The 25,071-nt window shown below is 45.3% G+C and carries 24 protein-coding genes; 3 read left to right on the top strand and 21 right to left on the bottom strand.

The window, feature by feature from the left end; genetic code table 11:
• Positions 1-54: 54 nt before the first annotated feature.
• Complete coding sequence (locus C3B52_RS38055) at positions 55-2,634, bottom strand: LuxR C-terminal-related transcriptional regulator (protein ID WP_103109580.1); 2,580 nt, start codon at positions 2,632-2,634, stop codon at positions 55-57.
• Between the two features lie 162 nt (positions 2,635-2,796).
• Entirely contained in the window at positions 2,797-4,116 is a 1,320-nt protein-coding gene (locus tag C3B52_RS27525; protein WP_103109581.1) for an MFS transporter, read from the bottom strand.
• Positions 4,117-4,434: 318 nt separating this feature from the next.
• Here C3B52_RS27525 and C3B52_RS27530 point away from each other — a divergent pair, with 318 nt between their 5' ends.
• A complete protein-coding gene (locus C3B52_RS27530; protein ID WP_103109582.1) occupies positions 4,435-4,752 on the top strand; it encodes a hypothetical protein in 318 nt (105 codons plus the stop codon).
• Between the two features lie 120 nt (positions 4,753-4,872).
• Here C3B52_RS27530 and C3B52_RS27535 read toward each other — a convergent pair whose 3' ends face one another.
• From C3B52_RS27535 to C3B52_RS27550, 4 genes are all read right to left on the bottom strand, one after another.
• The gene (locus C3B52_RS27535; protein WP_103109583.1) at positions 4,873-5,835 is read right to left on the bottom strand and encodes a metal-dependent hydrolase; all 963 of its coding nucleotides are present in this window, start codon (positions 5,833-5,835) and stop codon (positions 4,873-4,875) included.
• 227 nt (positions 5,836-6,062) lie between these two features.
• A complete protein-coding gene (locus C3B52_RS27540; protein WP_103109584.1) occupies positions 6,063-7,076 on the bottom strand; it encodes a hypothetical protein in 1,014 nt (337 codons plus the stop codon).
• 141 nt (positions 7,077-7,217) lie between these two features.
• The gene (locus C3B52_RS27545) at positions 7,218-8,801 is read right to left on the bottom strand and encodes a sensor domain-containing diguanylate cyclase (RefSeq protein WP_103109585.1); all 1,584 of its coding nucleotides are present in this window, start codon (positions 8,799-8,801) and stop codon (positions 7,218-7,220) included.
• A gap of 249 nt (positions 8,802-9,050) precedes the next feature.
• Positions 9,051-9,386 carry a winged helix-turn-helix transcriptional regulator gene (locus tag C3B52_RS27550; RefSeq protein ID WP_201264950.1) on the bottom strand — a complete coding sequence of 112 codons (336 nt, stop codon included), beginning with the start codon at positions 9,384-9,386 and terminating at the stop codon, positions 9,051-9,053.
• Positions 9,387-9,514: 128 nt separating this feature from the next.
• Between C3B52_RS27550 and C3B52_RS27555 the strand changes: the two genes are divergently transcribed.
• Positions 9,515-10,066, top strand: coding sequence for a GNAT family N-acetyltransferase (locus C3B52_RS27555; RefSeq protein ID WP_103109587.1), 552 nt, complete (start codon positions 9,515-9,517; stop codon positions 10,064-10,066).
• A gap of 74 nt (positions 10,067-10,140) precedes the next feature.
• Here C3B52_RS27555 and C3B52_RS27560 read toward each other — a convergent pair whose 3' ends face one another.
• The 13 genes from C3B52_RS27560 to C3B52_RS27620 all read right to left on the bottom strand — a co-directional run bounded on the left by C3B52_RS27560 (position 10,141) and on the right by C3B52_RS27620 (position 22,882).
• Positions 10,141-11,181, bottom strand: a complete 1,041-nt coding sequence (locus C3B52_RS27560; protein WP_201264951.1) for a hypothetical protein — start codon at positions 11,179-11,181, stop codon at positions 10,141-10,143.
• The gene (locus tag C3B52_RS27565; RefSeq protein WP_103109588.1) at positions 11,171-11,746 is read right to left on the bottom strand and encodes a sigma-70 family RNA polymerase sigma factor; all 576 of its coding nucleotides are present in this window, start codon (positions 11,744-11,746) and stop codon (positions 11,171-11,173) included. The genes C3B52_RS27560 and C3B52_RS27565 overlap by 11 nt, the downstream gene beginning before the upstream one ends.
• A gap of 157 nt (positions 11,747-11,903) precedes the next feature.
• Positions 11,904-13,199, bottom strand: coding sequence for a hypothetical protein (locus C3B52_RS27570; RefSeq protein WP_103109589.1), 1,296 nt, complete (start codon positions 13,197-13,199; stop codon positions 11,904-11,906).
• Positions 13,200-13,359: 160 nt separating this feature from the next.
• Positions 13,360-14,697, bottom strand: coding sequence for a CapA family protein (locus C3B52_RS27575; RefSeq protein WP_103109590.1), 1,338 nt, complete (start codon positions 14,695-14,697; stop codon positions 13,360-13,362).
• Positions 14,698-14,719: 22 nt separating this feature from the next.
• Positions 14,720-15,517 carry a serine hydrolase gene (locus tag C3B52_RS27580; RefSeq protein WP_103109591.1) on the bottom strand — a complete coding sequence of 266 codons (798 nt, stop codon included), beginning with the start codon at positions 15,515-15,517 and terminating at the stop codon, positions 14,720-14,722.
• Between the two features lie 19 nt (positions 15,518-15,536).
• Entirely contained in the window at positions 15,537-16,850 is a 1,314-nt protein-coding gene (locus C3B52_RS27585) for an SLC13 family permease (RefSeq protein WP_103109592.1), read from the bottom strand.
• A gap of 34 nt (positions 16,851-16,884) precedes the next feature.
• Positions 16,885-18,078 carry a M20 metallopeptidase family protein gene (locus tag C3B52_RS27590; protein ID WP_235615878.1) on the bottom strand — a complete coding sequence of 398 codons (1,194 nt, stop codon included), beginning with the start codon at positions 18,076-18,078 and terminating at the stop codon, positions 16,885-16,887.
• A gap of 446 nt (positions 18,079-18,524) precedes the next feature.
• Positions 18,525-19,121 carry a Fic/DOC family protein gene (locus C3B52_RS27595; protein ID WP_103109593.1) on the bottom strand — a complete coding sequence of 199 codons (597 nt, stop codon included), beginning with the start codon at positions 19,119-19,121 and terminating at the stop codon, positions 18,525-18,527.
• On the bottom strand, positions 19,114-19,356 hold the full coding sequence (locus tag C3B52_RS27600; protein WP_103109594.1) for an antitoxin VbhA family protein: 243 nt from the start codon (positions 19,354-19,356) through the stop codon (positions 19,114-19,116). Before C3B52_RS27600 ends, C3B52_RS27595 begins: the two co-directional genes overlap by 8 nt.
• Positions 19,357-19,616: 260 nt before the next feature.
• Entirely contained in the window at positions 19,617-20,264 is a 648-nt protein-coding gene (locus C3B52_RS27605) for a 2OG-Fe(II) oxygenase (protein ID WP_103109595.1), read from the bottom strand.
• A gap of 251 nt (positions 20,265-20,515) precedes the next feature.
• Positions 20,516-21,160, bottom strand: coding sequence for a hypothetical protein (locus C3B52_RS27610; RefSeq protein ID WP_103109596.1), 645 nt, complete (start codon positions 21,158-21,160; stop codon positions 20,516-20,518).
• Between the two features lie 63 nt (positions 21,161-21,223).
• A complete protein-coding gene (locus C3B52_RS27615; RefSeq protein WP_103109597.1) occupies positions 21,224-22,069 on the bottom strand; it encodes a GIY-YIG nuclease family protein in 846 nt (281 codons plus the stop codon).
• A gap of 252 nt (positions 22,070-22,321) precedes the next feature.
• On the bottom strand, positions 22,322-22,882 hold the full coding sequence (locus tag C3B52_RS27620) for an NADPH-dependent FMN reductase (RefSeq protein ID WP_103109598.1): 561 nt from the start codon (positions 22,880-22,882) through the stop codon (positions 22,322-22,324).
• Between the two features lie 147 nt (positions 22,883-23,029).
• Between C3B52_RS27620 and C3B52_RS27625 the strand changes: the two genes are divergently transcribed.
• Entirely contained in the window at positions 23,030-23,824 is a 795-nt protein-coding gene (locus C3B52_RS27625; protein WP_103109599.1) for a pirin family protein, read from the top strand.
• 291 nt (positions 23,825-24,115) lie between these two features.
• Here C3B52_RS27625 and C3B52_RS27630 read toward each other — a convergent pair whose 3' ends face one another.
• Both C3B52_RS27630 and C3B52_RS38285 read right to left on the bottom strand, forming a co-directional pair.
• Entirely contained in the window at positions 24,116-24,592 is a 477-nt protein-coding gene (locus C3B52_RS27630) for a uracil-DNA glycosylase (RefSeq protein ID WP_235615879.1), read from the bottom strand.
• A 197-nt stretch (positions 24,593-24,789) separates the two neighbouring features.
• Positions 24,790-24,897, bottom strand: a complete 108-nt coding sequence (locus C3B52_RS38285; protein WP_103109600.1) for an IS3 family transposase — start codon at positions 24,895-24,897, stop codon at positions 24,790-24,792.
• Between the last annotated feature and the right edge of the window lie 174 nt (positions 24,898-25,071).

Here is a 25,071-nt window from a genome sequence, read left to right on the forward strand (position 1 = left end):
CAGTACTATGATAGCAACAGTTTTTCGGAAAGAAACCTAACTCTAGTTATGAAATTAGGTACTACTATCATGATTCTCGCTTTCTTTTAGTCTCATGATCGCTTGTGCCCGGTTTCGCACCTGAAGCTTATTGAAAATATGATACACATATCCTTTCACCGTACCATGTGATAAGTGCAGCTTCTCCGCAATCTCCGAATTCGATAAGCCTGCCCCGAGCAACGCCAACACTTCCGATTCTCTTTCAGTTAATTTGTCTAGCTTTGTGGAGATGCGAATTTGAATGTCGAGGGCAGGAAACTCTTTTTCCATCTGTTTCAGTAGAATAGAAATATACGCCAGCTCCTCTTTGGAGGCAGTTTTACTTTTGTAGAGCGTGTATAGCATTTTCGCAACTGTCGGGCCTTCATCTAAAAATATACGAACATACCCCTCTGGCGCTGCTAATGCCACCGCTTTACGAATGCAATCTGCTGCTTCATGATACTTCTTTTGATTCTGGAACGCTTGGCTGAGCAAAATATAAGACTCAATCCGGCTACCAAGTCGGGACTTCATCTCTGTCTCATGAACGAGGCTTGTTAACAATCGGATGGCCGCCTCGTTGTTCTTTAAATAGACGTAGGAACGTGCCAGCATCAGTCGCTCAAACTCATGCCTAGACGCGCCCATTTCGCTGCTGATCTTGTTAAGTGGCTCCGTCCATTTCTCTACTTTTTCACGATCATCTTCATCGATCCAGAGTCTGACACGGTATACATCTACAAAAGCACTCCAATGCGCGGGAGCATCGTGCTGTCGGCATAGCTCACTGATTTCATCCAAAGCCAGCCGCATCTCATCATAGCGCTTCTCCGCTTTTCTCCATCGGCTCAATACCAAATAAACCGGAACTAGTACACCGAAGTTCAACGAAATGGTCCCGAGCTCAATCGCCCTTGGTACGAAATAACGCAGCTGTTCAAAGTCGTTTCGCTCATAATAAAGCTCTGCCAACACGATCGAGCCATATGCCAATATCCCAAGTCCACTATGCTTCCAAATCGTGCGCAGTTTCAAATAATATTCACTGACTTTAGTCAAATACCCGCTCAGCGCCACGCGACTGCGAAGTACGTAAGGCTCATCCGAATTAAGTTCAATGCCATTGATGAAATACCGACTGAATTTGGGCTCCATCTGAACGGACTGCTCCATGTACGTCAACGAAAGCTCTGTATTTCTACGCATGACCTCGATATAACCTCGTAGTACACAGATTTCCACCCTGCACTCATCTAAATTCCTAATGTCCCCAAGCAAGCTTTTATCAACAAATCGAAGCAGCGTTTCTGCCTGCTCGATCTCATCCGACAGCACATGCATCCAAGCAAAGGCAATGCAAAGCTCGGGATTACTTTCTAGCCAGGACTTTTCAAAACGCTCCATCCATTTGCGAAGGGTCTTATTCTCGTAACGCTTCAGCATCACGGGAGCATTTGCGATAATCAAGCGGGTTGCGCGAACCCAGTCCTCCCCCGAAAGCGCATGCTCAATCGCCTCTGTCACCCACCCGTTCTTCTCAAACCAATTGCTCGCCAATCGATGCAAAGCCGGAAGCTGTTCCTTATCCTTTTTTCTCAGGTGCGTCCCCAGGATGTCTGCAAACAAATGATGATAGCGATACCACTCATTCACACCATCCAGCGCAATTACAAATGAATTCGTTCTCTCCAGCATACGCAGGATGGCGTGAGCATCCTGTTCTCCGGTGACGGCTGCGCACAGATCTCCCGATAGGCGTTGCAGGATGGATGTTTTCAAGAGGAAGGCCTGGACGGCTTCTGGCAACCGTTTCAATACTTCTTCGGTCAAATAATCGTCGACATATTTGTCATTTCCGGAAAAACGATGAATGGTCACAGCATGTTCTACGTTCCCCTGGATGGAAAGCGCCGCCAATTGCAGACCGGCAATCCACCCTTCCGTCCTTTTGTTTAACAAGCCGATGTCCTGGTTTGACAGATTCAACCCCAGGACATCGTTAAAAAGGCGGCCGCACTCCTCCTCATTAAACCGAAGATTATCCGAGCCCAGCTGCTTTACCTGCTTGCGTACCCGAAAACGATGCAAGGATAACGGCGGCTCCTCCCGACTAATGAGGACGATATGCATAAAGGAAAGAGCATGCTGGATCAGCATCTGCAAGCCATCGTGAATGGAAGGCTCCTTGATAACATGATAATCATCCAAAACCAGATAAAAATCGCTTCGCATACTAGCCGTCACTTCAAGCAAAGCAGACACCACTGCCTCCGTCGACGCTGCGCTCGGCAAATGGTTAAAAGTTGGTGCCTCTCTGTCCTGTTCCTTTTGCATCATATAGATCGACTGCGCAACATAACGCCAAAATCGAGCAGGATCATTATCGAATTCGTCGAGGGAGACCCAGCCTGTCGGATAGCCGGTGCTTTGTATCCATTGGCTGACTGCCGTTGTCTTGCCAAATCCGGCCGGTGCACATACCAGGATCAATCTAGCAGTCGCAGCCTCGTCGATTTGGTCCACGAGCTGTTGTCTACGCAAAAGGTCCGAACCGTACTTGGGAACATACAGTTTGGTGGTAATAAGTGGACTGTCATTTTGTTGATCCATGCGCATCTCCCCGTCTGATCTCATATAAAAGAATGTCCGATCGAAAGCTGAAACCTATTATCAGAATAATCCATGCATGAAAAAAATTACAAGCGTCCATCCGTTATGATTCAACAAAAAAACATCGTTCCTGTTAAGAACGATGTTTTCGGAGGATATATTCTACATACTCATATTTTCGGACTTCACCACTTTTTGATTGCTCCGGTACCATATCCCGACAGGAATCAATAAAAGTGCCAGAAATCCTCCGGCGAGTGAAAGAGTGGCATAGCTTGAACTTGCTACAACCATGCCAGATAGCGCGCCACCTGATGCACCAGCCAGCGCGATTGAGACGTCAACGGTTCCTTGTGTTTTTGCCCGATTGGCAGGGGGCGTCGCATCCACAATCAGAGCCGTGCCACTGATTAGGCCAAAATTCCACCCAAGCCCCAGCAAAGCGAGAGCAGCGATGAGCAATGGCATGGAGTCGGCAGGAGCAAATGCTGCAAGCAATCCGGCTCCAAGCAAAATGACACCAGATGCAAAAGCCATGGCAATTCGTCCGATTTTGTCAACCAGCACGCCCGTAATGAGAGACGGGAGATACATCGCACCAATATGTACGCCAATGACAAGCCCTACTTCACTCAGTCCATGTCCATGGTGCTTCATGTGTACCGGTGTCATCGTCATAATCGCGACCATTACGATCTGCGTTAAGATCATGACGGATGCTCCCACAATGATACCTCGATTGTTTACCGCGCCTGTGCTGGGATCCGTGCTATCCTTCTGCTCTGCACGCTTTGCTTCGGCAATTGCTTGGGCAACAATGAGTGGATCAGGACGAAGAAAAATTAAAAAGACAAGACCAGCCAACGTAAAGGCAGCAGCGCCTAATATAAATGGACCTGCCAAAGCCGGGACACCGATAGAGGTAGCGAATGTCCCCATCACTTCAACGAGATTCGGTCCTGCTACTGCTCCGAATGTAGTTGACACCATCGCAACGCTGACAGCTGTCGCTCGTTGCTTCGGACCGGCCAGATCAGTACCAGCATATCGCGCTTGCAGATTAGTGGCAGTACCTGCTCCATAAATCAGCAGCGAAAGGAAGAGCAGCGGAACATTTTGCAAGACCGCAGCAAGAACGACACCAATCGCGCCAATTCCTCCACTTAAAAAGCCCGTTGCGAGTCCAAGACGTCGTCCGAATCGCTGCGACAGCCGCCCTACCAGCAGAGCAGCAAGAGCAGAGCCTAAGGTAAGCAAGGCAGCAGGTATTCCTGCAAAGCTATCTGATCCCAGCATATCCTGTGCAAGCAGCGCCCCAACCGTGACACCTGCTGCAAGACCAGCACCACCAAAAATTTGAGATATGACAACAATCAATAAAGTACGCTTGTATAGCTTTTTTTGACTATCCGGGGAACGAATGTAATTCTGTATACAGTGTTTCTGACTTACATGATTCGCTATAGCGGGTTCACTCGACATTGCTTTGTACCACCTTTCTACGTGTATGCTTCATGAATGAAGGCTTTAAAACGGTACCATTTTAACCCAATATTCAAAAAAAGGAAGCCCCTCTCTGCACTTTGCTCCTTCCCATTGTAAAATGCTGTAGCAAATTTAGTATAGCACCTACACTAAAATGTTTGGTCATTCCCTACACTTGATTACACGCATAAATCTGCTCTTATCCAGACGCCAACCCAAAATAGTCATAGTTAGCCATTAAAAACAATGATTGGACGTGCTAAAATAAGTCTTCTTCCTTTAGCAAAGCTAAAAAGATAGGCTGGAGTTGATCTCATGAAACGAATGACATTTTTTGTAATTGGATTTGTCGTTTTAGTAACCTGTTTATTTGCCATCAAAATCGAGTCAGCCCCACCACCAGGTACCCGCATCATCTTAGAGCACACGAACCAAACCTATATCACACCTCCTTGCTATGAAGGAGCGCAAAAGACAAATAATATTGCGGAAGCTGATCTGCAAAAGGCAAGAGAGACCAACTATAAGCCAGAGTCAAGCTGCACGGAACAATCCCTTCAGCCTGCTCATCTGCCGATCGCTTATGTGATCGCTGAAAAGCTTGGATTGAAAAAAAGCAGCTGGGATTGGTAAGCAAAAAGGAGCACTCCAAAATGACAACACATTTTGGAGTGCTCCTTTTTTATTTATAATACTGAATATTTGGGATCGATCCACCTTCTTGTTCGCCAATGTGTCAAAGGTACTCTTCCCCTACACAAACGGTGGGTCCCACGCTTTTTTCCTCCAGCCCAATTGATGATTCACGACATTCAGCTCCCTGTCCAGCTGGACCTCCACGCCAAAAGGAAGCTTGCGATTATACCAGAAACGAACATCGCTCCAAATGACTTCATAGCCATCCTGACTCTCGTTCCAGGTGACGTGGATACGCTGTGCAAAGCCGAGAAACGCACGTACGCCATCCACTCCGACTGTCGCCTTGATAATATCATCATGCTGCTGCTTCGGATAAACCTCTTCTAGTATCACATGCGCGTATTCGAGCTTTCCGGTATAAAAGAGCTTATCGGTCTCCACGACAAACCGCCAATGAAACGGGTGAAAGCTGGGGATGACATGACACACGCCCTTCGTTTCCAGTGCAGATGCCACACGCCTGACCGAGCGCCAATGCTGCCAGGCACGCACACCAATGTAGAGCAAGGTAAGCCCGTACGCAGCAGGAAAGAGCACACTTGCTTCTCCCCCAAAAGCCAGCCACCAGATTGCTGCTGCCGAATGGATGGAAAACAGGAACGGTTCAAAAATCGCAAGCACATCCATATGGACCCAGCGCCGATTAATCGGGCGTGCACATTGGACACCATATGCATTCAGCATATCGAGAAAGACATGGAACACTACCGCAATCCACGTCCAGAAATATAACATTCCAAGCTGATCCATCACGTCAAATGACCACGCTAGCGGTAGACTGATGACCAGTGGCCAAAGGAATAAAGCTGGGATCGAATGAGTAATCCCTCGATGAAAACGAATGTAAGCAGAAAAACCGCGTAATCTGAATACCGTATCAAAATCGGGTGCATGCGAGCCTACAACAGTAGCAATCATCAATGCCTGACTCACCGCTGGATCATTCCCAGCAAGTGTAGTCGCGTGTGCCAATCCAGCCAACGTCACGCCAAACAAGAGATGACTACCCGTATCCATTATGATACCCCCTCTGCTTTGTCATAAGGTGATCCTTTCACCTTCACTCTACTCGCAAATCACTTTCAATCGATAAATCGCAGGTAAAGGTTTTTCGAAGATTATCGGTGAGATCTTTACGATATTTACATGAATGAAATGAAAAAACCTCCCGAACCTAGTCCTGGGAGGCCCTTACGATTTCCTCTTTTTAGAATGCCTGATTACGCCAATGAAAAGTATACTGTCTAATTGATCAAACCGTTTTCCGGCGTAACGGTGAAATCATAGAAGACACCTTTTTTATTGATAGATGCGATTACAGTCGGTTTTCCCTTTTTCGTAAACGTATACTCATTGTATTTAGACGAGACAGTGTATCCGCTCAAATCAAGGTTGAATACTTTTTTCATCATGGGGTTCACAGCAACAATCGCCTTTTCTTTTGTATAGAAAGGTTTAGCAAACACCTTCGGAATGTCTTCATCCGAAACATAGTTGTCATTACTAAACTCGTTGAAAATGGTTGCAGAAACGACTTTTCCTGTTTTTGCCCCTATAATAATGCTGTATGTCCGACTACTATCCATAAAGCTCCATACTTGATCCCAATGTCTTTGTGTATCTTTTACAAGAGTTACGTCCGGGAGTAACACTTGTGTATTTCCGTTAGAAAGCGACTTCAGTGTCTTGTGCGCTGTCTCGACCACTTTGGCATTCATTTGTTGGGCTGTATACCTCAGAGAAGCCGTGTTGACTTTCCCAGTCTGGGCGTCAATGCTTACCGAAACATCTTTCCCATTAAATTGCCAATCGTTTTCTTTTTCCCAGTTGATTCGCTCGACTGAATCAATCACATAGGCACGTTTTGCATCCATCCCTTTCAACGTACTTGTAACTGTGTTTTGCAGATTGGCAGCTACTTCGTTGAACTTGAGCGTTACTTTTACAAATACGACTTTTCCCTCTTTCTTGGTAACCAGGACCTCTCCCCTGCTGTCTTTTGCGGAAATCACCCAGCAATCAGCATTCTCTCCGCTAATTCGATCCAGTTCGATGGGTATACCACTTGCCTGCTTTTGCATCGCTTGCCTGGCCGCTTCTACGACGTTTTTATCCAACTGAGCGAGAGTCTTCATTTCTGCTTTTACAGCTTCACCCTGACCAGCTGCGTACACAGGTGTCTCCATGTTGGCAAACGGGGATGCTGCGGCCAACAGCAATGCCACCATGCTTACAGCTACTATCATTTGTTTTTTCATGTGTCATTCTCCCTTTCTGCTTCCGAATCACTTATTTGATCCAGCTGAACGGATTTTGTGACACATAAAAAACAGTCGCCGCAGAGGAATCCTGCAACAACTGTTTAAAAGCAAGCAGCTCCAAACGTATCGGATAGCACCTCAACCCTTGGCTATTTCCGTTCTGTTTCTTCCTGTTTTTTTCGCGTCATATAATGCCACGTCAGCCAAATGCAACAGGTCTTCAGCCGAATCCGTATGCGAAGGATAGTGCGCGATGCCTTGTGACACGGTTATTGTCTGTCCGATGGGATTGGTACTCACCTCTAACGTATGCCGAATTCGTTCTGCCACTTGATAAGCCTCTTCAGCACTAGCATGTGAAACCAATGCAACGAACTCTTCCCCTCCGAAACGACAGCATACATCGCCTGACCGCAGCGACGCAGAAACAATTTGGGCAAAATGCTTCAGCACCTCGTCTCCAGACTGATGACCATAGGTGTCATTGATCGATTTAAAGCGATCAAGGTCCATCAAAATTACAGAAAAAGAGGCTTGCTCCTCCACCCATTGCTGCATGGTTGCTTCGAACGTTCTTCGGTTGGTTAATCCTGTCAGTGGATCCGTCCTGGCGTCATGTGCCAATTGGTCTGTCTGTTTTTTCATATCTGTTAATGCATAGCTAATGGCGCGTGTTAACAGCTCAGCCTCGCGATTCCAATGCTGCTTTCCTTCAGAGAGTTGGACCTCTTCTCTTCCTGCCTTGCTTACGAGATCAGCCAGGGAAACAAAAGGTTTTGCAACTCTGCGCGCAAGCCAAATAACGACGAGCATTAATAATAAAAATGGCGGCAGCATATATAGCAAAATGGAGGTCAAATGCCGATTTAATTGTTCATAGACGGCACTGATCGGCGACACGACTACGACGCCCCAGCCATTCTCTGGAACCTTCACGTAAGCAGATAATACCGTCTCTCCCCTCAAGTTGACCATCTGTTCATATCCACTTTTCCCTTGAATCAGCTTGCGTACGGCTTGATTCTCACTGATGTCCTCTCCGATCCGCCTTGTATCACGATGGAACAACAAATGACCGTCAGACCCTACAATATAAAAAGAAGAATCTAGCTCGTCGGTCGGGTTGCTCCCAAAAATCGTATTCAATATGTTGTTCTCTTGCAGATAGATTGTTCCTGCGATAACCCCCCTGTAGATTCCTTCTTTATCGAATATGGGCTCGCTGATCAGTACGATTAGACGTTTAGTATTAACAGTTAGATAAGGTTTGGAGATATAAGGCTTTTTTACTGCTAATGCTTCTTTCGCTGTTTCCGTGGTAATATACTTCCCTGCTGTACCAATAGAGGCGGGAGACACATATCGAACAAGCCCAGTTTCATCCACCACTGTAATCGAATTAAAATAGTTGTTTGTATGGCGGATCAATTCTAGTTTAGAATATCCTTCCTCTGCGGACATTGTATTTGAAAAGAGGTTCGCAGAATAGTGCAAGCTGCTCCGCATGGATTTGATCAAAGAGTCAATCGTGTGACTCATTTTGATTGCACTCGTGTGATTCAAGGTCAATGTCGTGTTTATCAGTGCTTGTTTTTTGGATTGGTAGGAGGAGATGAGAAGAATCGTAACAGTCAGAGCAACAGATATAGAAACAAGCCCAGTTAACAGCGTGACCAGGCTAATTTTGTTCCCTTGTTTCTTCTTTCTTTGTAAGACAGGCATCGGATGCCCCCTTGTTTTCAGGATGGAGCTGTTTACTATACTTGCTAGCAATATTGGAAAACGCGATAATATTTCGTCATCATCTTGTTACAAACAAAAATCAGTCTAACACTCGCCGATATCCCTTTCAAGCATATAGAAAAGAGTAAGCGCTTTCTGTTGACTCGAATTAATTTTTATCGATAAAAAACGAAAACCACCTCCTTCAGGTGGTTGTGTTTGGATACCGTTTTGGATTGACATAGATTCTTACTGGTTTTGCATGTGCTTTCCCCATTTTGCTAGAGATTGCAGCGACGGTACCAAATCCTTTCCTGCTTCCGTCAGCGAGTACTCCACTCTCGGGGGGATTTCCATATACTGCTTGCGTGTGATTAACCCGTAATCCTCCATTTCCTTCAGTGCCTGCGATAGCATCATGTTGGTAATTCCATCTATATTGCGCTTCAATTCGTTGTAGCGTAAGGTCTCGTTTTTCCACAAAGCCCAAATAATAGGCAGTCTCCATTTTCCTCCAATGATGCTCAGGGCAAAGGTTAATGGACAATCTCTTATATTTTTATATCCCGTTTCTTCCTGTTTCAATTGAAACGCTCCTTTACTCAGTTTTTCCTTACTTAGTAAGAAAAAACTGCATACTTGTTATCGCTTCCCTATGTCCTATACTAATACCCATGATGAACAAAGTGCTGAAAAAGAAGGGGTAATTTTCTATGAACATAAACTATGAATGGATACCCGAGGAAAACATCGAATGCTGTAGAGAGCTGTGTAATGAATTGATGGCGTTCCGGAAATCAAAGACACAGGTCAGCCCAGAACGATTTGACAGCATGAATTTTGACACCCGGATGGTCCCCTCTGTCCAAAAAGCCCTCCACAACCATATTATCGTTGCGAAACACGATGACAACATTGTAGGGTATGTCTATTCCAACATCTCTCCTAAAGAAGCCTATGACAACGAGTTCGCTACTTTTTTTGATCTTTCTACCGTGAACGGAAAGAATGTGGGATGTTTATCTCAATTCTATATCAAAGAAGCGTATAGACAATACGGAATTGGATCAACTCTCTTTGATAGGTCGATGGAATGGCTGAAGCAATTTGAGGATATTCATGATTACTTTATCTTTGTTTCCAATGGCAATCATAACGCCTTGGAATTTTATAAACGCAAGGGCTTTGCTGTTAGTCATGAGATATTGGATGGGTTTATCACCGTTTTGCGGAGTTCGAGGAGAGAGAATCAAAGGTATGAGTAGAATATACCCCCCACTTCTTGGTGAGGGGCTTCTTACACTATCTACTCAAAGGGGAATATTCAGGAGGCGCACTATTATTCAGATTTGAATTCAATCACTTGCAATACTTTTGGCTCAATCTCTTTTAACATTTGTGCATTTGAAGCATTGCTTTTCGGAACTTCGCCGTTCTTTTCACCTTGAATTTGTGAATCAACCTGTGTTTTTGCAATGACATCAATCACTTGTTGTTTCGAGACATTTTTAGAGGCTGCAACCTCTACAACTGATTTCCCTTTTGCTAATTCTTCTTTCAATTCTGTTCCACTCATTTTTAGTAGAGAAAACAGTTTTTCATCATTTAAAAAGGCATCGGCAAAATAATCAGGCTTACCATTTGTAGTGAAGAAACCTTCTACTTTCGTGTTTGAAGGTGTGGTCTCCCCGCCGATCAGAGAAGCACTGATGGAATTGCCCTGAACAAATACTTGGTAGTACGGTGCTGTCGATCCCTTTTTGGTGTAATTCAGCATAAACGTTTTTTGATCCGGGTTCTCCATTTGCTCCATAGCAAACTCGTACTCTTTGCTGCTGCCGTACATTTTATCAATGAGATTATCTACCTTAGCCTTGATCTCCTGTTCGTTTAAATCAGAAAGTGGCTTCTCCTTCGGCTCCCAATTCTCTTGAATCACATGTTCAATCGCACCAGTAGTACCATTTGTATGAAGGGAAATCTTTTTGCCGGTGCCGCCTTTTTCCTGCAGAGTAATACTTGTTTGGACACCTTGAACATTGCTTGCATCGATAATCTCAAAGGATTTCGTTTCAGGAAATGCGCTATGCAGCTTCTCAAGTGTTGCATTCCCAATCTCATCCACTTTGACTTGTTCAGCAGTCAGTGGTGTTCTCGTAAGCATTTCTATCACGGCAGGGGCCGCAAATGCTGCCGTCGGAATCAAAAATGCAGCAGCAACAATTCCACCAATTAATCGTTTTTTCATGGTTTTTTCGCTCCTTTTTTGTTGCAAATAGTGAGAATAGGATTGTTCGATTCGTTTGGAAATGGCCGGTGGGCACTCCATCGTTTCTGCTTTTTCGTGCAGATGTTCACGAACTTTGCGTTCAATAGTCATTGATCTGTTCCATCCTTTCTGGGGGGAGATTCCATAATTTTTTTCGAAGCGCCTGGAGCCCGGCATGATATCTGGACTTGACTGTACCCAGTGGAATATCCAGTAATGTTGCGATTTCCTCGAGTGTATAGTCGTGATAAAAGCGGAGGATAATCACCATTCTCTGCTTGTCAGTCAGCTTTTTGATTGCCTGCGATATCATTTGGTTCGTCCCATCCATCAACACGTCAGGTTGATCCCAATGAGACTCTTCCCGAGAGAAAGCACGGATGCGTTCAAAAATTCGGAACCTCCGCCAGCTCTTGACCCGAAATCTCTGCACTTGGCGGATAACCAAGCCGTGTAGCCAGAAATGAAATGGTCGGTTGGTATCGTAGTTGGCAAGCGAGGTCCACATTTGCATATAGATCTCATTCATGACATCTTCCCGATCCTGCTGGTGATCCACCAGAAAGGAGACTGTCCGATAGACGTCCTGAAAGGTAGCATCATACAGCTCATGAAACGCCTGTTGATTACCATCCTTCATTTCCGTAAGTAATTGGTACATATATTCACTTTGCATTCAGAGGGCCCTCCTGAGTAAGCAGCTTACACCCTATATTGCCTCTATATCAGAAAAAGGTTCGGTGTTTTTGATTTTTTTTTGCAGGTCGGACCATGATCATAAAAAAACACCGCTCTCTGGCGGTGCGAAATGCGTCTAAAACGTTGCTCCTCAATTAGATTAATAGCTTATACAGCGCTCGTGGTCTGCCTTTATGGTAGGGTTGTTCTTCCCCAGAAATCTCAGCAAATTGACTGTCCACCAGCTTTTTCAGAAGCCGCTCTGAGGTTCGTTTGCTTACTTGAAGATAGTTTGCCAAGTCATTTGCTGAAAAGATTTGATTCTGTCTGAGGTCAATAAAATTCATCATTTTCGTAATGGCCGATACGCTCACACCTGTTTTTTTCGCGATCATTAGCGTTTGATCATCTTGACTCTGCAATTGGAACATCTTCGTTACGGACTTGTTCAACGGACCGATCACTTGCTTGTCCTCTGTCACGATAAACGCAGCATGCTCCCCCATTTTCTTCGCGTGGTAGAGTCCAATATGAGCATGCTCCTCCGCCTCTACTGCTGTCAACCCAAATCCAAATCCAAAATGAATCGGTGTGTTATGCAGCCTTACCAATTGATCGATCAAAGGAAAAACTCGATAATCCTCGGTAATTTGCTGAATACCACCCTTGGTTCCATACATAATGAAGGTATTTCGATCGATCATCTTGAGCGAGGCATTCATTTTTTGGGAAAACTTCATCAGGAGGTCCTGCATTTGTTTCCATACCTGCTCATCCAAGACTTCTTTTCCTTGTTGATCCGCGTTAATTTGGATGATTCCAGTCGCAATCTGCGATTTTTTGCTGAGCAAAAGTTCCCCTTCTGTCACTGCCCTTTGCAGCGTATCGAGAATATTTTTGTGCGGGATGATCACACGAAAGCTCGGGATGTTTTTCTTTTGCAGCTCGTCAAAAACCGATTGCACGCTCGTCAGTACAAAATCGACATTTCCTGACTCCCAATTGTGCTGATGAAACGCGACCATCTCTTGTGTAATATAATGATGGTCCGTGTAGATGAACTCTTTTATAAAAATGTTCTCCGGCTCAATCGACAGTTCACTTAGAATATTCGTCACGATTTCGCGTCGAGGAATATCTATGGACAAGCGGGTCGGCGGAATTTTTCTATGGTGCGTAACGTAATTGAGCGACACGCTAAACGCGAGCTCATCTGTGGGAATATACATAGCCAGCAAGCCGCGTTCTTCTATTTTTTGCTTCCCCAAATAATAAGGGATGGGTCCTGTGAACAAGAAAACATCGTTGTTGATGGCTTCATCGATCAACTGTTCACTGTCTTCCGGACGATCGTACACGTAGGGACGAATATGTACTTGCTCATGTGTATTTGAACTAATTACTTTTTGAACCATATTTTTGGTCCCTATCACTGCAACGCGAATTTCCATTCCTGTCCTCCTGAACCCAACACAATGATAATTGTACTTTCATATTTACCAATGAAGAACAACTTTTGCAAGAAATATTCGGACCAATCAAGAGAAAGGTAGAAAAAGCCAGTGATACTTGTCCATAGAGTACCACTGGCTTGCCTATGATTATTCGTTGTTACAGAACTACCCGTCCATTTTCGTCTATTTTGGTGCCGAATTCGCTGGATAGTTCGCTAAATTTCTGAAGAATTTCTTCTGCCCGTTGACCTTTTGCCAAGAATGGTCTGCCCCGCTTGTGTGGCTTATTCGAGTAGGTCAGTTCAACCGGGGTGATATCTAGCTGAACCAGCTTGCCGTCCTCAAATCGGCAAACAGGTACAACCGTCTGCCAGTACAATGAGTCGCCAGGGAAGCCTTTTTTCCCGTCCTGGCTGCGAATGCGGAATACTTCGCTTGGCGCCAAGTTTTTATCGATTCCGAACCGTTTATACGAATCCGCGGGCAGCTTGTAAATCAATTCATTTTGACCAATAAAGTTGCCGATGCTGTAAAAAATCGGTTTCCCCTCGTACAGCTCCATCCCTCTCAAGAGATGCGGGCCATGTCCAACGACAATATCGGCTCCTGCATCGATGACGCTTCGAGCAAACATCTGAATGAATTCAGCTGGCTGCTCTCTGGTATCCCCTTGCTCATGCGCATGCAGACTGACAATAACGATGTCCGCGCGAGATTTCGCTTCCTTTACCCATTTTACAATTTCGGCTAAATCCTGTGCATTTGGCACTGTACGTACCGCCGCTTTTTCAGCCGCACGAAAATTGGCATTCAAGGTTCCGGCTACCCGCAAATTGGAGTCTACCAATGGAAGCAGGCTAGCATCCTTGGTATCTGCAGCAAAGCCAAGTCTGACCCATTCCTTGCGCTGTGTTTCCAGGCCCAGGTCATCAGAAACCTGACGCAGCACAGACAGCTGCTCTTCCGTTACTTCATAGACCACATCAAAATGAAGGGGATTCACACCTGGACGTCCTTTTGCCTCCGGGCTTTGGTCTCCAGCTGACTGTTCTTCAAAGAAGGTGGATGTGCAGGAAATCATCGCTACGCTGCCAGCATCCGTATCATAGTAGACAGGCATCCGGGAATCTGCGAGATTACGCCCTGCTCCTGCATAGGACATATTTCTGTCTTCCAGCTCTTTGAAAGTAGCCAGCAATCCTTCTACACCATAGTCTAGCGCGTGGTTATTGGCAACGGAGAACAAGTTAAAGCCCATATCCACCAGCTCATCCAGTACCCACGAGTGAGCCGCGAAGTGTGCCCCGTCGCTTCTTGCTGCCGGATGCCCCTGAAAATCGTTTGGCAGTACTTCCAGATTGGTAAAGGAAACATCTGCTTCCTTGATCAGCTTCACCAGCTCTTTCGTCGGTTCGTCCTCATAGACACCGATGCGTCGTGCGATAATGCTGTCTCCTGTTAGTACAATTTTCAATCCTTCTTCATTGTGATTCATCTTGGTTTCCTCCTACACCCTGTTAATCTCTCTGGTAAAACGTATCAAACACGGCTTTTCCCACTTTGGCGATAAATTCTCGCCCGGCAGCTTCATCCGCCAGGTCTCTTGTGAGAACCGCCATCGTAATGTACCGGTCGCCCATTTTCAGGATGCCAGCATCATGCTCAATTCCTGCCAGCTCCCCTGTTTTATGGGCGAAGCTTGCGTCTGGCGGCAGCTCACCGAGGAAATAAGCGGGCAGCTTCGTATGGAACTGCTGTTGTCGCATCATTTGAAAGGCTGCCTCTTTTCTGGATGAATCCAGCGTATCTCCTGTAATGATCTCTTTCAGGAGCAAGCCGATATCCTGCGCAGAGGTGTAATTGTCCTTCCCCTGCCGCACGGCCTCTGTGTCCATCATTTTTCTCGCCAGTACAGTATGCTGACAACCGAGACCCGCTGCCAATTGATTGACCGCTTCCATCGTTACTTTTTGAATGACCAGATTCGTAGCCGTATTATCGGAAATCGCAATCATCAGCGTGACCAGGTCCCGCAGAGGAAGCTGGATCTCCGATGAGAGGTCGGCGAGCACTCCCATCCCCCCGACTCGTTCTTCAGCGGGAATCGCCAGGCTGGTGTTTAAGTCTGTTTGACCCACCTGCTCCTGTCTCAGCGCTTCGAGCATGATTGGAATTTTAATGAGACTTGCAGATGGGAAGGCTTCCTGCTCGTTCAGGCTGACACGCCCCTCATCCCACTCGATGAATACAGCTACTCGTCCGTCGATAGAAGCTGCCAGCTCCTGAATCGTCTGTTCCAGCTTGCTCTTCTTCATGTCTTTACACCTGCCTTATTTATAGAAGAAACGCGTATACAATCACTAGAAGCATCACTGCTACTGTCGCTACGACACCGAAGATGATGACGTTTTTCAAGTCATTGGATCTGGCAAGACCCATGGCACCAATCGCGTCTCCCGTCGGGTACAGGAAGGATGGCATTTGCGAGCCTACCAAGAGCGCCAGCGCCCAAATCGACATCGGGACATGCAGATTGGTTACGGTCGGCAGGAACATCTTGTGCATCAGGATTGAGTGCGCAACCGCAGCGCCTGGAATACCCGCGACGTTGACGAGCGTGCTGATGATGATCATTCCTGTTTGACCACTGCTTTCTACTAAAGGCAGCAGCAGGTTCTTCAGCGCTTCGAATCCGCCCATTTTTTCGATGAAGTAGATAAATGGCGTAAAGAGTACAAATTGCAGGAAAATCCACAAAAGCGGCTTCGCGCCTTCTACGAAGGTTTCGGAAATCTGGTTGGGATTCATGCGGCCAGCAAGACCTGTGACAATCGCTGTAAGCAAGATCACCACGATGGTAAAGTTCGCTCCGCCCTTCACCGTAATTCCGTAAATAATCGCACCGATCAGCGTAATCAGAAAAGCTGCTGTAGCTTGCTTGGAAATCTTCACTTGCAGAGGGTCGTGGTTTGGCTCCTCTACATGCACGTTGGCATCTTCACTCGGATAAGCATGATCCTTGAGGCTTTTTTTCAAAATGACCTTGCTGTAGACAAACGTAACGATGAGCAGCACGATCGCATAAGGCAGTCCTGCGTGTATCAGCACTTGCGGATAGCTGAGGCCCGTTAGCTCCATCAACGTCACCATCGGAGGAGTAAAAGGTCCAAGCAACAATCCTGCCGCTGCCGCACCATGAAACAAAATGGCAACGACACTGGAGGAAAGACCTGCTGCGGCAACGACTGGGATCAGCACGGGTGCGATAATCGCATTAGCGCCTGCGAGCGTCCCCAGCAAGGCAGACAATACACAGGATGCAATCATGGTGCTGACCATTGCTTTATTCGGAGAGTTAATACCTACCCGCTTTAAAATAAAGCTCACAATATTCCGGGCTACCCCGGTCTTCTCAGCGATTTTCCCTAAACCGCCGCCTGCCAGAATGACCAGCCCGATATAGGCGACAAAGTCCGTCATCCCGTTTTTCGCGATGACCGTAGCGACATCCATCAAGCTCGCTCCGCTCATCACGGCCCCGACAATAATGGCGCCGCCAATCGCAGCGATCGGATTCCACTTCCGAAAGATCAGAACAATGAACAGAAACAACGGAATGAGTCCCCAAAGCGATGGAGCAGTTACCATGGCAATACCTCCTTAGATGACTTGGTTTTATGGATTAACGTGAGCGTAAAAAGCGCAGTGCTGTTTCTGCCAGCATCTCGGAACCAGTGGTCAGCATCCCCTCATCCAGCATGAACCTCGGATGATGCAGCGGTGCATTGAGAGAAGTATCCTCAAAGCCACACCCCAGCCAGAAGAATGCTCCGGGAAAATGCTGCAAATAAACGGCAAAATCTTCGGCTACCATGGCAGGCTCTACCTGAGGAAGCGCTCGATCTCCTAGCAATGCAGTGCTTGCCCCACGCACGATTTCGACCATTTCTGATGTATTGGAGAGAACCGGATAACCGAGCTGGTAATCGATTTCTACCGTAGCCCCCATGCTCTCAACCACACTTTGCACAATCGAATAAAAACGTTCTCTTATCATTTCCCGTGTCTTGGGCACGAAGGTTCGGACAGTTCCCTCAAGCAAGGCTTCGCTCGCAATCACGTTGTGGCCTGTACCCGCCTGAATTTTCCCCAAGGTGAGCACTCCTGCATCCAATGGATTGACGTTGCGGCTGACGATCGTTTGCAGAACCTGCGCCACCTGTACAGCCACGATAGCGGCATCGATCGTTTCATGCGGCATGCTGGCATGTCCGCCTTTTCCAATGATCCGAATCCGAAATCGGTCGGAAGCGCCCATGAAATTCCCTTCTCGTACCCCAACCTGCCCCGCAGGCAAGGACGGCCATACATGCAGGCCGAAGATCGCATCTGGCTTCGGATCGAGAAAGGCCCCTGCTTCGATGAGCGGCTTTGCGCCACCGACAGGACTGTTCTCCTCTGCTGGCTGGAACACCAGAAGAACCTGGCCTGGCAGCTCCTGCTCCACACTCTTGAGAATTTTGGCTGCGCCGAGCAGCATCGCGGTATGTGCATCGTGTCCACATGCATGCATGACACCTTCGTTCTGGGAAGCAAAGGATACACCCGATTGTTCGAAAATAGGCAGTGCATCCATGTCGGCACGAAGCGCTACGGTAGGTCCGTCTTTCTTTTGACCGATGATTGCCAACACTCCATAACCTGCCAAATTGTGGCGGATCTCATGAATCGAGAGCTTCTTCAGTTCTTCTATTACACGCTGGGAAGTACGCTGTTCTTGCCCGCTTAACTCAGGATTGCGATGAAATTCTCGGCGAAGCTCCTTGATGTAGTTTTCATCTGCTTTCCCTTTTACGGTTGCGTTCATTCGTGTCATGCTGATCCTCCTCGCTCAAGAAAACGCTTGCATTGTTAAAAATAAAAATTGACGTTTAATAGTCGTTAAATCGCGATAAAATATGAGGCTCTTTGTTCGCCCCCCTTTTGACCTGTTAATTTGTCGTTTAGTCGTCGTTATGTGACTTGTAAATTTACTATACTCATATTTTTATAGCCTGTCAATTTAATATTCGATATTTTTAGTTTACTTTGGGTGTTGATATGTTGGGGGGAAATATGAGAAGGCGATGACGTACAAACAAAAAACCACCTTCATCAGGCGGCTTCTCTTGTGTTTGGCGGTTCCGGATTCGCGAAGTGACACGCTTACCCATTACCTAGCCTGATTGATCTTCTTCCTTCGGCTCCAGGCGGAAGGCTCCAGCGTATCCCACTAAGGTTGAGCTCCAGTCATTGCACACTGGTAGAAGCAGTATGAGGACCTTACTGGTTATCCAATTTATCCGACAAAACTGTTTTCATAACTTCTCGCAATTCTGAATCATCTTTAGGAGAAAGGATCATTGCTTTTAGTATTTGGGAACCCTTAACGCTTGTCCAATTGATCTGATATCCTGCTTGTAAAGCTAAGCTTCGAATAAACTCGCGCTGAACTCGACCATTCCCTTCCCGAAATGGATGAAGGACGTTTAACTCCACGAGATAGTAGGTTAACCTATCTACAAAGTGATCAAAGGATAACTCCTTCAGAAAACACTCTTCCTTCAATTTACTTAGCAGCTCATCGGTTTGTTCATGCAAAAATCGCGCTGTAGCAAAGCGAAAATTCCCTTTGGAAATGTCTTCGTCCCGCATCTTCCCAGCAAAGGGGTAAACATTTCCAAAAATAAACGTATGAATATCGCATAAGTGCTTTTTATCAAACTTCCCTTTCAATGGTCTCAGATAAAGGGTTCTTAGCCGCTCGGCAGTTACGATCCGTTCAAATGCTTCGAGTTGAGCCTGTTCTGTAAAGCCAGGAAGATTTATTAAAACGTCGCTATCAGGATAGCAATACTTAGACTGACCCTGTTCATACATTTTTGGCTATTTCCTTGGCACGAGCTAAAAATTCACTGTAGCTCATTTTGCCATCCGCACGATCTAACAATAAGCGATCTTCTTCGGGAGTTAAAACAAGCCCTTCAATCTCTAACGATGCTTTTGCATTTAATAGAGCACTTCTAAGCTGTTGCTGTGAGTATCTTTTCAGGACAATCACCCTTTTCCTTCGGGTAAGTACTTTTTTGCGCAAACTTGCTACATGTATATGCATCTAAGTTTGTCTCCTTTCCCAAACAAATACTCTATTTACATTATATCAAAAACCTCGTTCAAAGTTTAGAAAGCCTCTATTAACCTGTTGATGATGGAAAAAGATACCTTAATTAGCTAAGGAAATCATTATTATTATTTTTTCCAAAACCCTAAACATTTATGACGCTTTACAAAATGGCAAAACACCACTCTTATCGAGTGGTGCAGTGTTCAATGTTAGGCGGAGGATTCAAACTCCTGTACTACATCATTTTCTATCTAGGAAACCCGAAAGTTTTGTCTTCTCATCCACATCGTAGCAACCCACTTTTCCCCGTGAATCACTTGTGTCCCTGCATGCAAAGTGGACTTGTTCAATTCATGATTTTGGTAAAAATATTCAAAGTAGACAGCCATGCCTTTCGTGGGAAAAACAGATAAATTAAGCAAAGGGAACACCGTTTCTCCGCCTTGATCCACGTCATTCAAATACATCACGAGCGTACTAATTCGATTGTTCGTACTTGCTCGACTCGTTTCTGCAAAGAAGTCATAATGAGGTTTATATTCCTGGCCAGGGGTATATCGCAAAACTTGCAAGCCATCTCCGTGCTCAATAGGAATATTCATGATTTGAGAGATTCGCTTCTCGATCCTTATAATCGTCTCCGTCTGCTCGCAGAACACCCCGCTGCTCGTTCGAATGGAATTGAGCGCACGATCTTCGCCTATTTTTGAGCGTTGTAATCGTTCCCTGGAATGCTCGATTAGCTCATCGCATTCGTCGTCGCTCAGCACATTTCCTAGAACTACAACCAGCGGTTCCTCATACCTGGCAAGAATTCGAATTTCTCGATTGTATGTCTTAATCTTATTCCCAGTGTGATCAAAGATTGTCCGTTCCTTTTCTGTCGTATGCATTTTCATCGTAATGCACCCCATCTGTATGACTTCCGTTGCAAAAAATAGAATACCATAAAATGGGTAATTGCACTCTAAAAAATTCACGCAAATGCAAAGGTTTTTAATAGTGGGTTTATTATGGATATCATTGGAAAATCGTTGCACACGAAAAAGCCTTCCTCTCGCAAAAGACAAGAAGGAAACATGGAGAAGGACTGTCTCGATCGTTAAATCGGGACAGTCCCTCTTGAAGTAAAAAATGTGGTGAAAATGACCTAGAAGTAAGAGCTTCGATGCGGATTGCGCTTATTTTTTTCAAGTGTCTTGATCATCAAATATTTTTGAACGCCCTTGGATTCGGCGATGGCTAATTGACCGTATTGTTCTGCTTCTGCCATGTTTCCTTGATGATATGCCACTTCAGCATCGAGTGACAACTGGTAGATACGATTTTTGATCCCGGATCTGTGTTGGTTGTAAGCATCTTGATTATTTTTTAGCAGTGCTAAATGTGCCGAGTAATAGTCTCGATGTTCTTTTGAATGAATCTTATCAAGATTTTTTTCTACCAAATCGTAGTTACCGCGACCCAGCTCTACCAAAATGGTGATGTAAGCACGGAGTTTATCCGAGGTGATTTTTGCTAGTTCCTTTTCGGATTCAGCATCGTTGTCATGCAGGTACGCATACAAAAAACGATAGTAAGGATGCTTTGAATTTTTTACGTAGCGTTCAACCGTATTCATGTTGGTGCTGAATTTTAAGATATACAGGTCTTTTCCGATGAGAATGACAAAAACGGTCAAGAAAAAGGTGATCCAAACGATAGGGGTAGGCTCTATGTCCAGGAGAGAGATTGTTACGCCACCTACAGCCCCTAGAAGGATCATGATTAGTAAGCTACGTAAAGTGGAAGACAAGATGGTGGTGCTCCTTTGCTTTGGAAGTATTTCTTTATGACCGATTCCACATGTGTGGAGTACTCAATTTTCATTCATTCCATATTTATTACTTAACAACTTCTTCTTATACAGGTTCTCGATTTCTATTACTTCTTCAGCCGTAATGTTTTTGGGAAAAATCTGCAGTATGCTAAATTGAAAGTTCTCATATCGATCTGGAGAAATCTCCAATACTGCTTTTATACCTTTGTTGTCACCATGTTGGGTACGGACGTAATATTTCCATCTGCTTAATAAACCACCAGTCCCATAAGCAGACCCGACATACAATTTGCCATTAGTCTGATCAGTAATCAGGTAGATCGCATAAATGGAAGACAATGCAGTATGCCAGTTTTCATATAACGTTGGGTCAGTAACGATATCTTTCAACTCGTCATAATTTATAACGACATTCTCAAAGCCGTTGAAGGCCAACCTCGGACTTGCTTGAATGGAGAGGATTGCTTTATCATTCGTAGCCCATTGTTGCCAAGAAATCGCTGCTCTTCCCCAATCAATAATAAGTCTGCCATCTAGATCGCTCAGCATATCGACTTTCTTCAAATCATAGTAGTATGAAGACCCATTAAACATTTCAACAACCGGGAAGTTCAATGGCATCATACTTGGTTTGACCGCTTCACCTGAACCAACTTTATAACACCCTATGAACTTCGCACTCATTCCCGACTCGCTTATAAACGTTAAGATGTAGTCGCAGCCCTGAAAGAAATTATTTCTTTGAATTTTTTGGTATTCATTTATATAGCCCTTCTGAAAGCATTTCAAAAAATCTTTATCCCTTAACGAATGCCTTATCAGCTTTACTCTCTTAGGATCTAGACCATTCCGTCTCAATATGTCAGACAAGTATAATGAAGCCATGTTATCCCACCTGTGAAGTTCGATTATGAATCAATCCTGCCATCTTTTATACAAACAATCAATATGACTACAAAACTGAACATAACAAAGCCCTGACCTAATGCAGTCAGGGTTTTGTTGATGGAGGCTTTTGAACCCCCGTCCGACGCCAGTACCCCAGCGTGAAACAGAGATACATGAGCATCTCCGAGTGTAGTTTATATTTCCGTGACAGATTTGCGAAAGTGACGCGCTTTCCCGTTTTTTCTTTTCCTACTCTAACGTAGGAATGTGGTCAATCCAGTTCATAAATTGCTGCAAATAACGTTGAAGATATCTTTTTGTTTTTTCATCCGTAAGCACCTGCTGTTCGGAATCAATCTTTTCATGTACTTGTGAAATAAGAACTTTTTGAAACGGAAGCACATGAGCTTGCATGGCTTCGAGTATTTGCCTGGTTTGCATTTGAGCAAAGGCGGTGCCCATTCCCCCTGGGGTTGCTCCGATTATGCCAACTGGCTTTTTGCTGAGAACGGAAGATTTCGCTGGTCTTGAAGACCAATCCAAAGCGTTCTTTAGAACTCCCGGAATTCGGGAATTGTACTCGGGGCTTACGATCATAATACCGTCGACATCGCGAATCGCCGATTTAAACGAGGTTACACCTTCTGAGTCACCGTTAATTTCGAGGTCTTCGTTAAATAAAGGAAGATCGTTAATCTCGATCCAGCGAAACTCAACCGAATCATCCATCTCAGTCAATGCTTGAGCAATGATGCGATTATAAGAATTCTTTCGTAAACTGCCACAAACGATGCCAATGGTTTTGGACATGCAGTTGCCTCCTCGTTCCTTATGTTTTTCCATCATAACATCCCCTCACAACTAGAAGGGAGAGTATTTTTTCGCTATTTGCATCAGGTCAATCACGAAAAGGAATGGTAAACTTAGGATTATTTCCTTGAAAGAAAGGATGATAGCATGTCGATTCGTATTTATTCCATTGATCAGCAAGTATATGGCCAATTTGACGAAGGTAAACTCGTAGAGCAAAAGCCTATCGGATTTCCAGGTGAGGGGTCTGCAGTAGAAAGAGTGGGAACTTTATTTTATTGGGCGTGGTTCCAAGCGAAAGAAGACGCCTTTCTCCCTCCGCATCCTCATCGGGGCTTTGAGATCATTTCTTATCTCTTGAACGGGCACATAAACCATCAGGATACACTCGGGAATGAACGCTCCCTCAAAACCGGTAGTTTACAGGTCATGCAAACCGGTAGCGGAGTTCAGCACTCCGAAAAATATGAAAAAGGTACTTCGGGCTTTCAAATTTGGTTTGAGCCCTTTCTGGGGGAGGCTAACTACACTACCCCAACCTATTCTGACTATCAGGCAGAAGACTTTCCGGTTGAAACAAAAGATGGCTCCACCATCAAATCGATAGTGGGTGGCACTTCTCCCGTTCAATTGGTGGCAGACGCAAAAATGTGGGATGTTACAATTTCTTCCGGAGAATCCTTCGAAATGATGGTACCCGATGGATATTCTATCGCTGGGCTCGTGATCGAGGGCCAATCCAATTGGCAAATTCATAACGAAACAAGATTAGTGGAGCCACAAGAGTTTGTAGTTTGCGAGGCAGACGAAATTGGTTTATTAAGAGTTGGAGCAGGTGTCCATGGAGATTCTCGCCTTATCCTTATTCAAGTCCCTAGTGTACTCCCCTATCCTTCCTATAAAGAGGTAAAGATTCGGTTAAAAGTGAATAAAGAGAAGTAGGTCAAGCTGCTGATAAATGTAAAAGCACCCATAAAGGGTGCATATTTTTTATGTATGGTGAAAGCAGGGGTTAGGACCCCCGTCCAGCGCCAGTACCCCAGTGTGAAACAGCGATACATAAGCATCTCTAAGCACAGTCTCGCAACATTGCCGATACAGTGGTCACATCACTAGTTATTGTTATAGTCATTTTCATGGTAAGTTGCCGCCAGAAACCTCCAATCGGCGATGAAATTCGGCCAAAGATTCGGCCGTCTGCGTACAGCCAACGGATGGTACGAAACCGCCGTTTTAACCCCCCCTGGGCGAATGCCACTCTTGCCGAAGGTTTTTCACTTCAGCCTCATTTTCTGCAAAAAAGGATTGTGTAGCAACATTTCCTAAACAAAAGACAAAGCGTGGTGACTTGCTCTGTAGCTGATCGAGTAAATGTTGTATACATGCCTCTCGCGCTACTGGCTTGTCGTATGCCTTTTTAGGACGTCGCTTTAATACATAAGTAACGTATAAATCATGATCATGAAAACCTACCTCATATGCCGCTTTTTGCAAGGTTTGCCTCGTTCCGCATATAAATGAATTTCCATCGCGGTCTTCCCTTGCTCCCGGATTATCCAACAGTATCAGGATCGGTGCATTTGGATTCCCCTCTCCCCAGATCAGACGGGATCCATGTGTGATTAGACCGCAGTCGGTGCAATTCTCCACACCAGAGGGTGGCTCTTCTTCTGGCCAGACTTTTAAGCATTTCCCCTCATTGACATCCATGCATGTCACTCCTGATCTAAATAGCCTGTCATTCCATAGCATGGGATAGAGACTTTGGTTCCAAACTTGGGATTATATAAAAAAACCGTCCTCATGTAAAATTGTTCATCTGTGCGGCTGTCGCTTGCCGCGCATAAAAAGAGCCACTCTCATCATTGTCATACCCCTGTCAAGTAGACATGCAAAAAAGGACGAATTCAAGCACCGGCCGTTTCCCTGTATTCCACAGGGGATCGGTCGTTGAACTTATTCTGAAACCGATTATGGTTGTAAAAGAAGATGTATTCTTCTACCGCTTGATACAATTCTGTTCCTGTACGTGGATTCGATCTCGGTTCGGGTCTCTTGTTCTCGCCATTACCTCATGTCACCTCACCTCCGCACTTTAGTAAATAAAAAAGAACCTCAATTCAGCCTAATTATGTAAAAAATCCCCTGCAGAAATATGCAGGGGAGGTCATCGTGTTTTATTTGGTTGT

The sequence above is a fragment of the Brevibacillus reuszeri genome, from assembly GCF_002897295.1.
Classification (GTDB): Bacteria; Bacillota; Bacilli; order Brevibacillales; family Brevibacillaceae; genus Brevibacillus; species Brevibacillus reuszeri_A.

Excerpts from the sequence above, each read along its gene's own strand:
- C3B52_RS27605 (WP_103109595.1), bottom strand. The coding sequence starts at position 20,264 with ATGAAAATGCATACGACAGAAAAGGAACGGACAATCTTTGATCACACT.
- C3B52_RS27525 (WP_103109581.1), bottom strand. The coding sequence starts at position 4,116 with ATGTCGAGTGAACCCGCTATAGCGAATCATGTAAGTCAGAAACACTGT.
- C3B52_RS38055 (WP_103109580.1), bottom strand. The coding sequence starts at position 2,634 with ATGGATCAACAAAATGACAGTCCACTTATTACCACCAAACTGTATGTT.
- C3B52_RS27630 (WP_235615879.1), bottom strand. The coding sequence starts at position 24,592 with ATGGATGTCAATGAGGGGAAATGCTTAAAAGTCTGGCCAGAAGAAGAG.
- C3B52_RS27625 (WP_103109599.1), top strand. The coding sequence starts at position 23,030 with ATGTCGATTCGTATTTATTCCATTGATCAGCAAGTATATGGCCAATTT.
- C3B52_RS27615 (WP_103109597.1), bottom strand. The coding sequence starts at position 22,069 with ATGGCTTCATTATACTTGTCTGACATATTGAGACGGAATGGTCTAGAT.
- C3B52_RS27580 (WP_103109591.1), bottom strand. The coding sequence starts at position 15,517 with ATGAAGAAGAGCAAGCTGGAACAGACGATTCAGGAGCTGGCAGCTTCT.
- C3B52_RS27570 (WP_103109589.1), bottom strand. The coding sequence starts at position 13,199 with ATGGAAATTCGCGTTGCAGTGATAGGGACCAAAAATATGGTTCAAAAA.
- C3B52_RS27560 (WP_201264951.1), bottom strand. The coding sequence starts at position 11,181 with ATGACTATTGAACGCAAAGTTCGTGAACATCTGCACGAAAAAGCAGAA.
- C3B52_RS27545 (WP_103109585.1), bottom strand. The coding sequence starts at position 8,801 with ATGCCTGTCTTACAAAGAAAGAAGAAACAAGGGAACAAAATTAGCCTG.
- C3B52_RS27600 (WP_103109594.1), bottom strand. The coding sequence starts at position 19,356 with ATGCATATACATGTAGCAAGTTTGCGCAAAAAAGTACTTACCCGAAGG.
- C3B52_RS27575 (WP_103109590.1), bottom strand. The coding sequence starts at position 14,697 with ATGAATCACAATGAAGAAGGATTGAAAATTGTACTAACAGGAGACAGC.
- C3B52_RS27535 (WP_103109583.1), bottom strand. The coding sequence starts at position 5,835 with ATGGATACGGGTAGTCATCTCTTGTTTGGCGTGACGTTGGCTGGATTG.
- C3B52_RS27620 (WP_103109598.1), bottom strand. The coding sequence starts at position 22,882 with ATGTCCAAAACCATTGGCATCGTTTGTGGCAGTTTACGAAAGAATTCT.
- C3B52_RS27555 (WP_103109587.1), top strand. The coding sequence starts at position 9,515 with ATGAACATAAACTATGAATGGATACCCGAGGAAAACATCGAATGCTGT.
- C3B52_RS27565 (WP_103109588.1), bottom strand. The coding sequence starts at position 11,746 with ATGCAAAGTGAATATATGTACCAATTACTTACGGAAATGAAGGATGGT.
- C3B52_RS27530 (WP_103109582.1), top strand. The coding sequence starts at position 4,435 with ATGAAACGAATGACATTTTTTGTAATTGGATTTGTCGTTTTAGTAACC.
- C3B52_RS27585 (WP_103109592.1), bottom strand. The coding sequence starts at position 16,850 with ATGGTAACTGCTCCATCGCTTTGGGGACTCATTCCGTTGTTTCTGTTC.
- C3B52_RS27540 (WP_103109584.1), bottom strand. The coding sequence starts at position 7,076 with ATGAAAAAACAAATGATAGTAGCTGTAAGCATGGTGGCATTGCTGTTG.
- C3B52_RS27590 (WP_235615878.1), bottom strand. The coding sequence starts at position 18,078 with ATGACACGAATGAACGCAACCGTAAAAGGGAAAGCAGATGAAAACTAC.
- C3B52_RS27595 (WP_103109593.1), bottom strand. The coding sequence starts at position 19,121 with ATGTATGAACAGGGTCAGTCTAAGTATTGCTATCCTGATAGCGACGTT.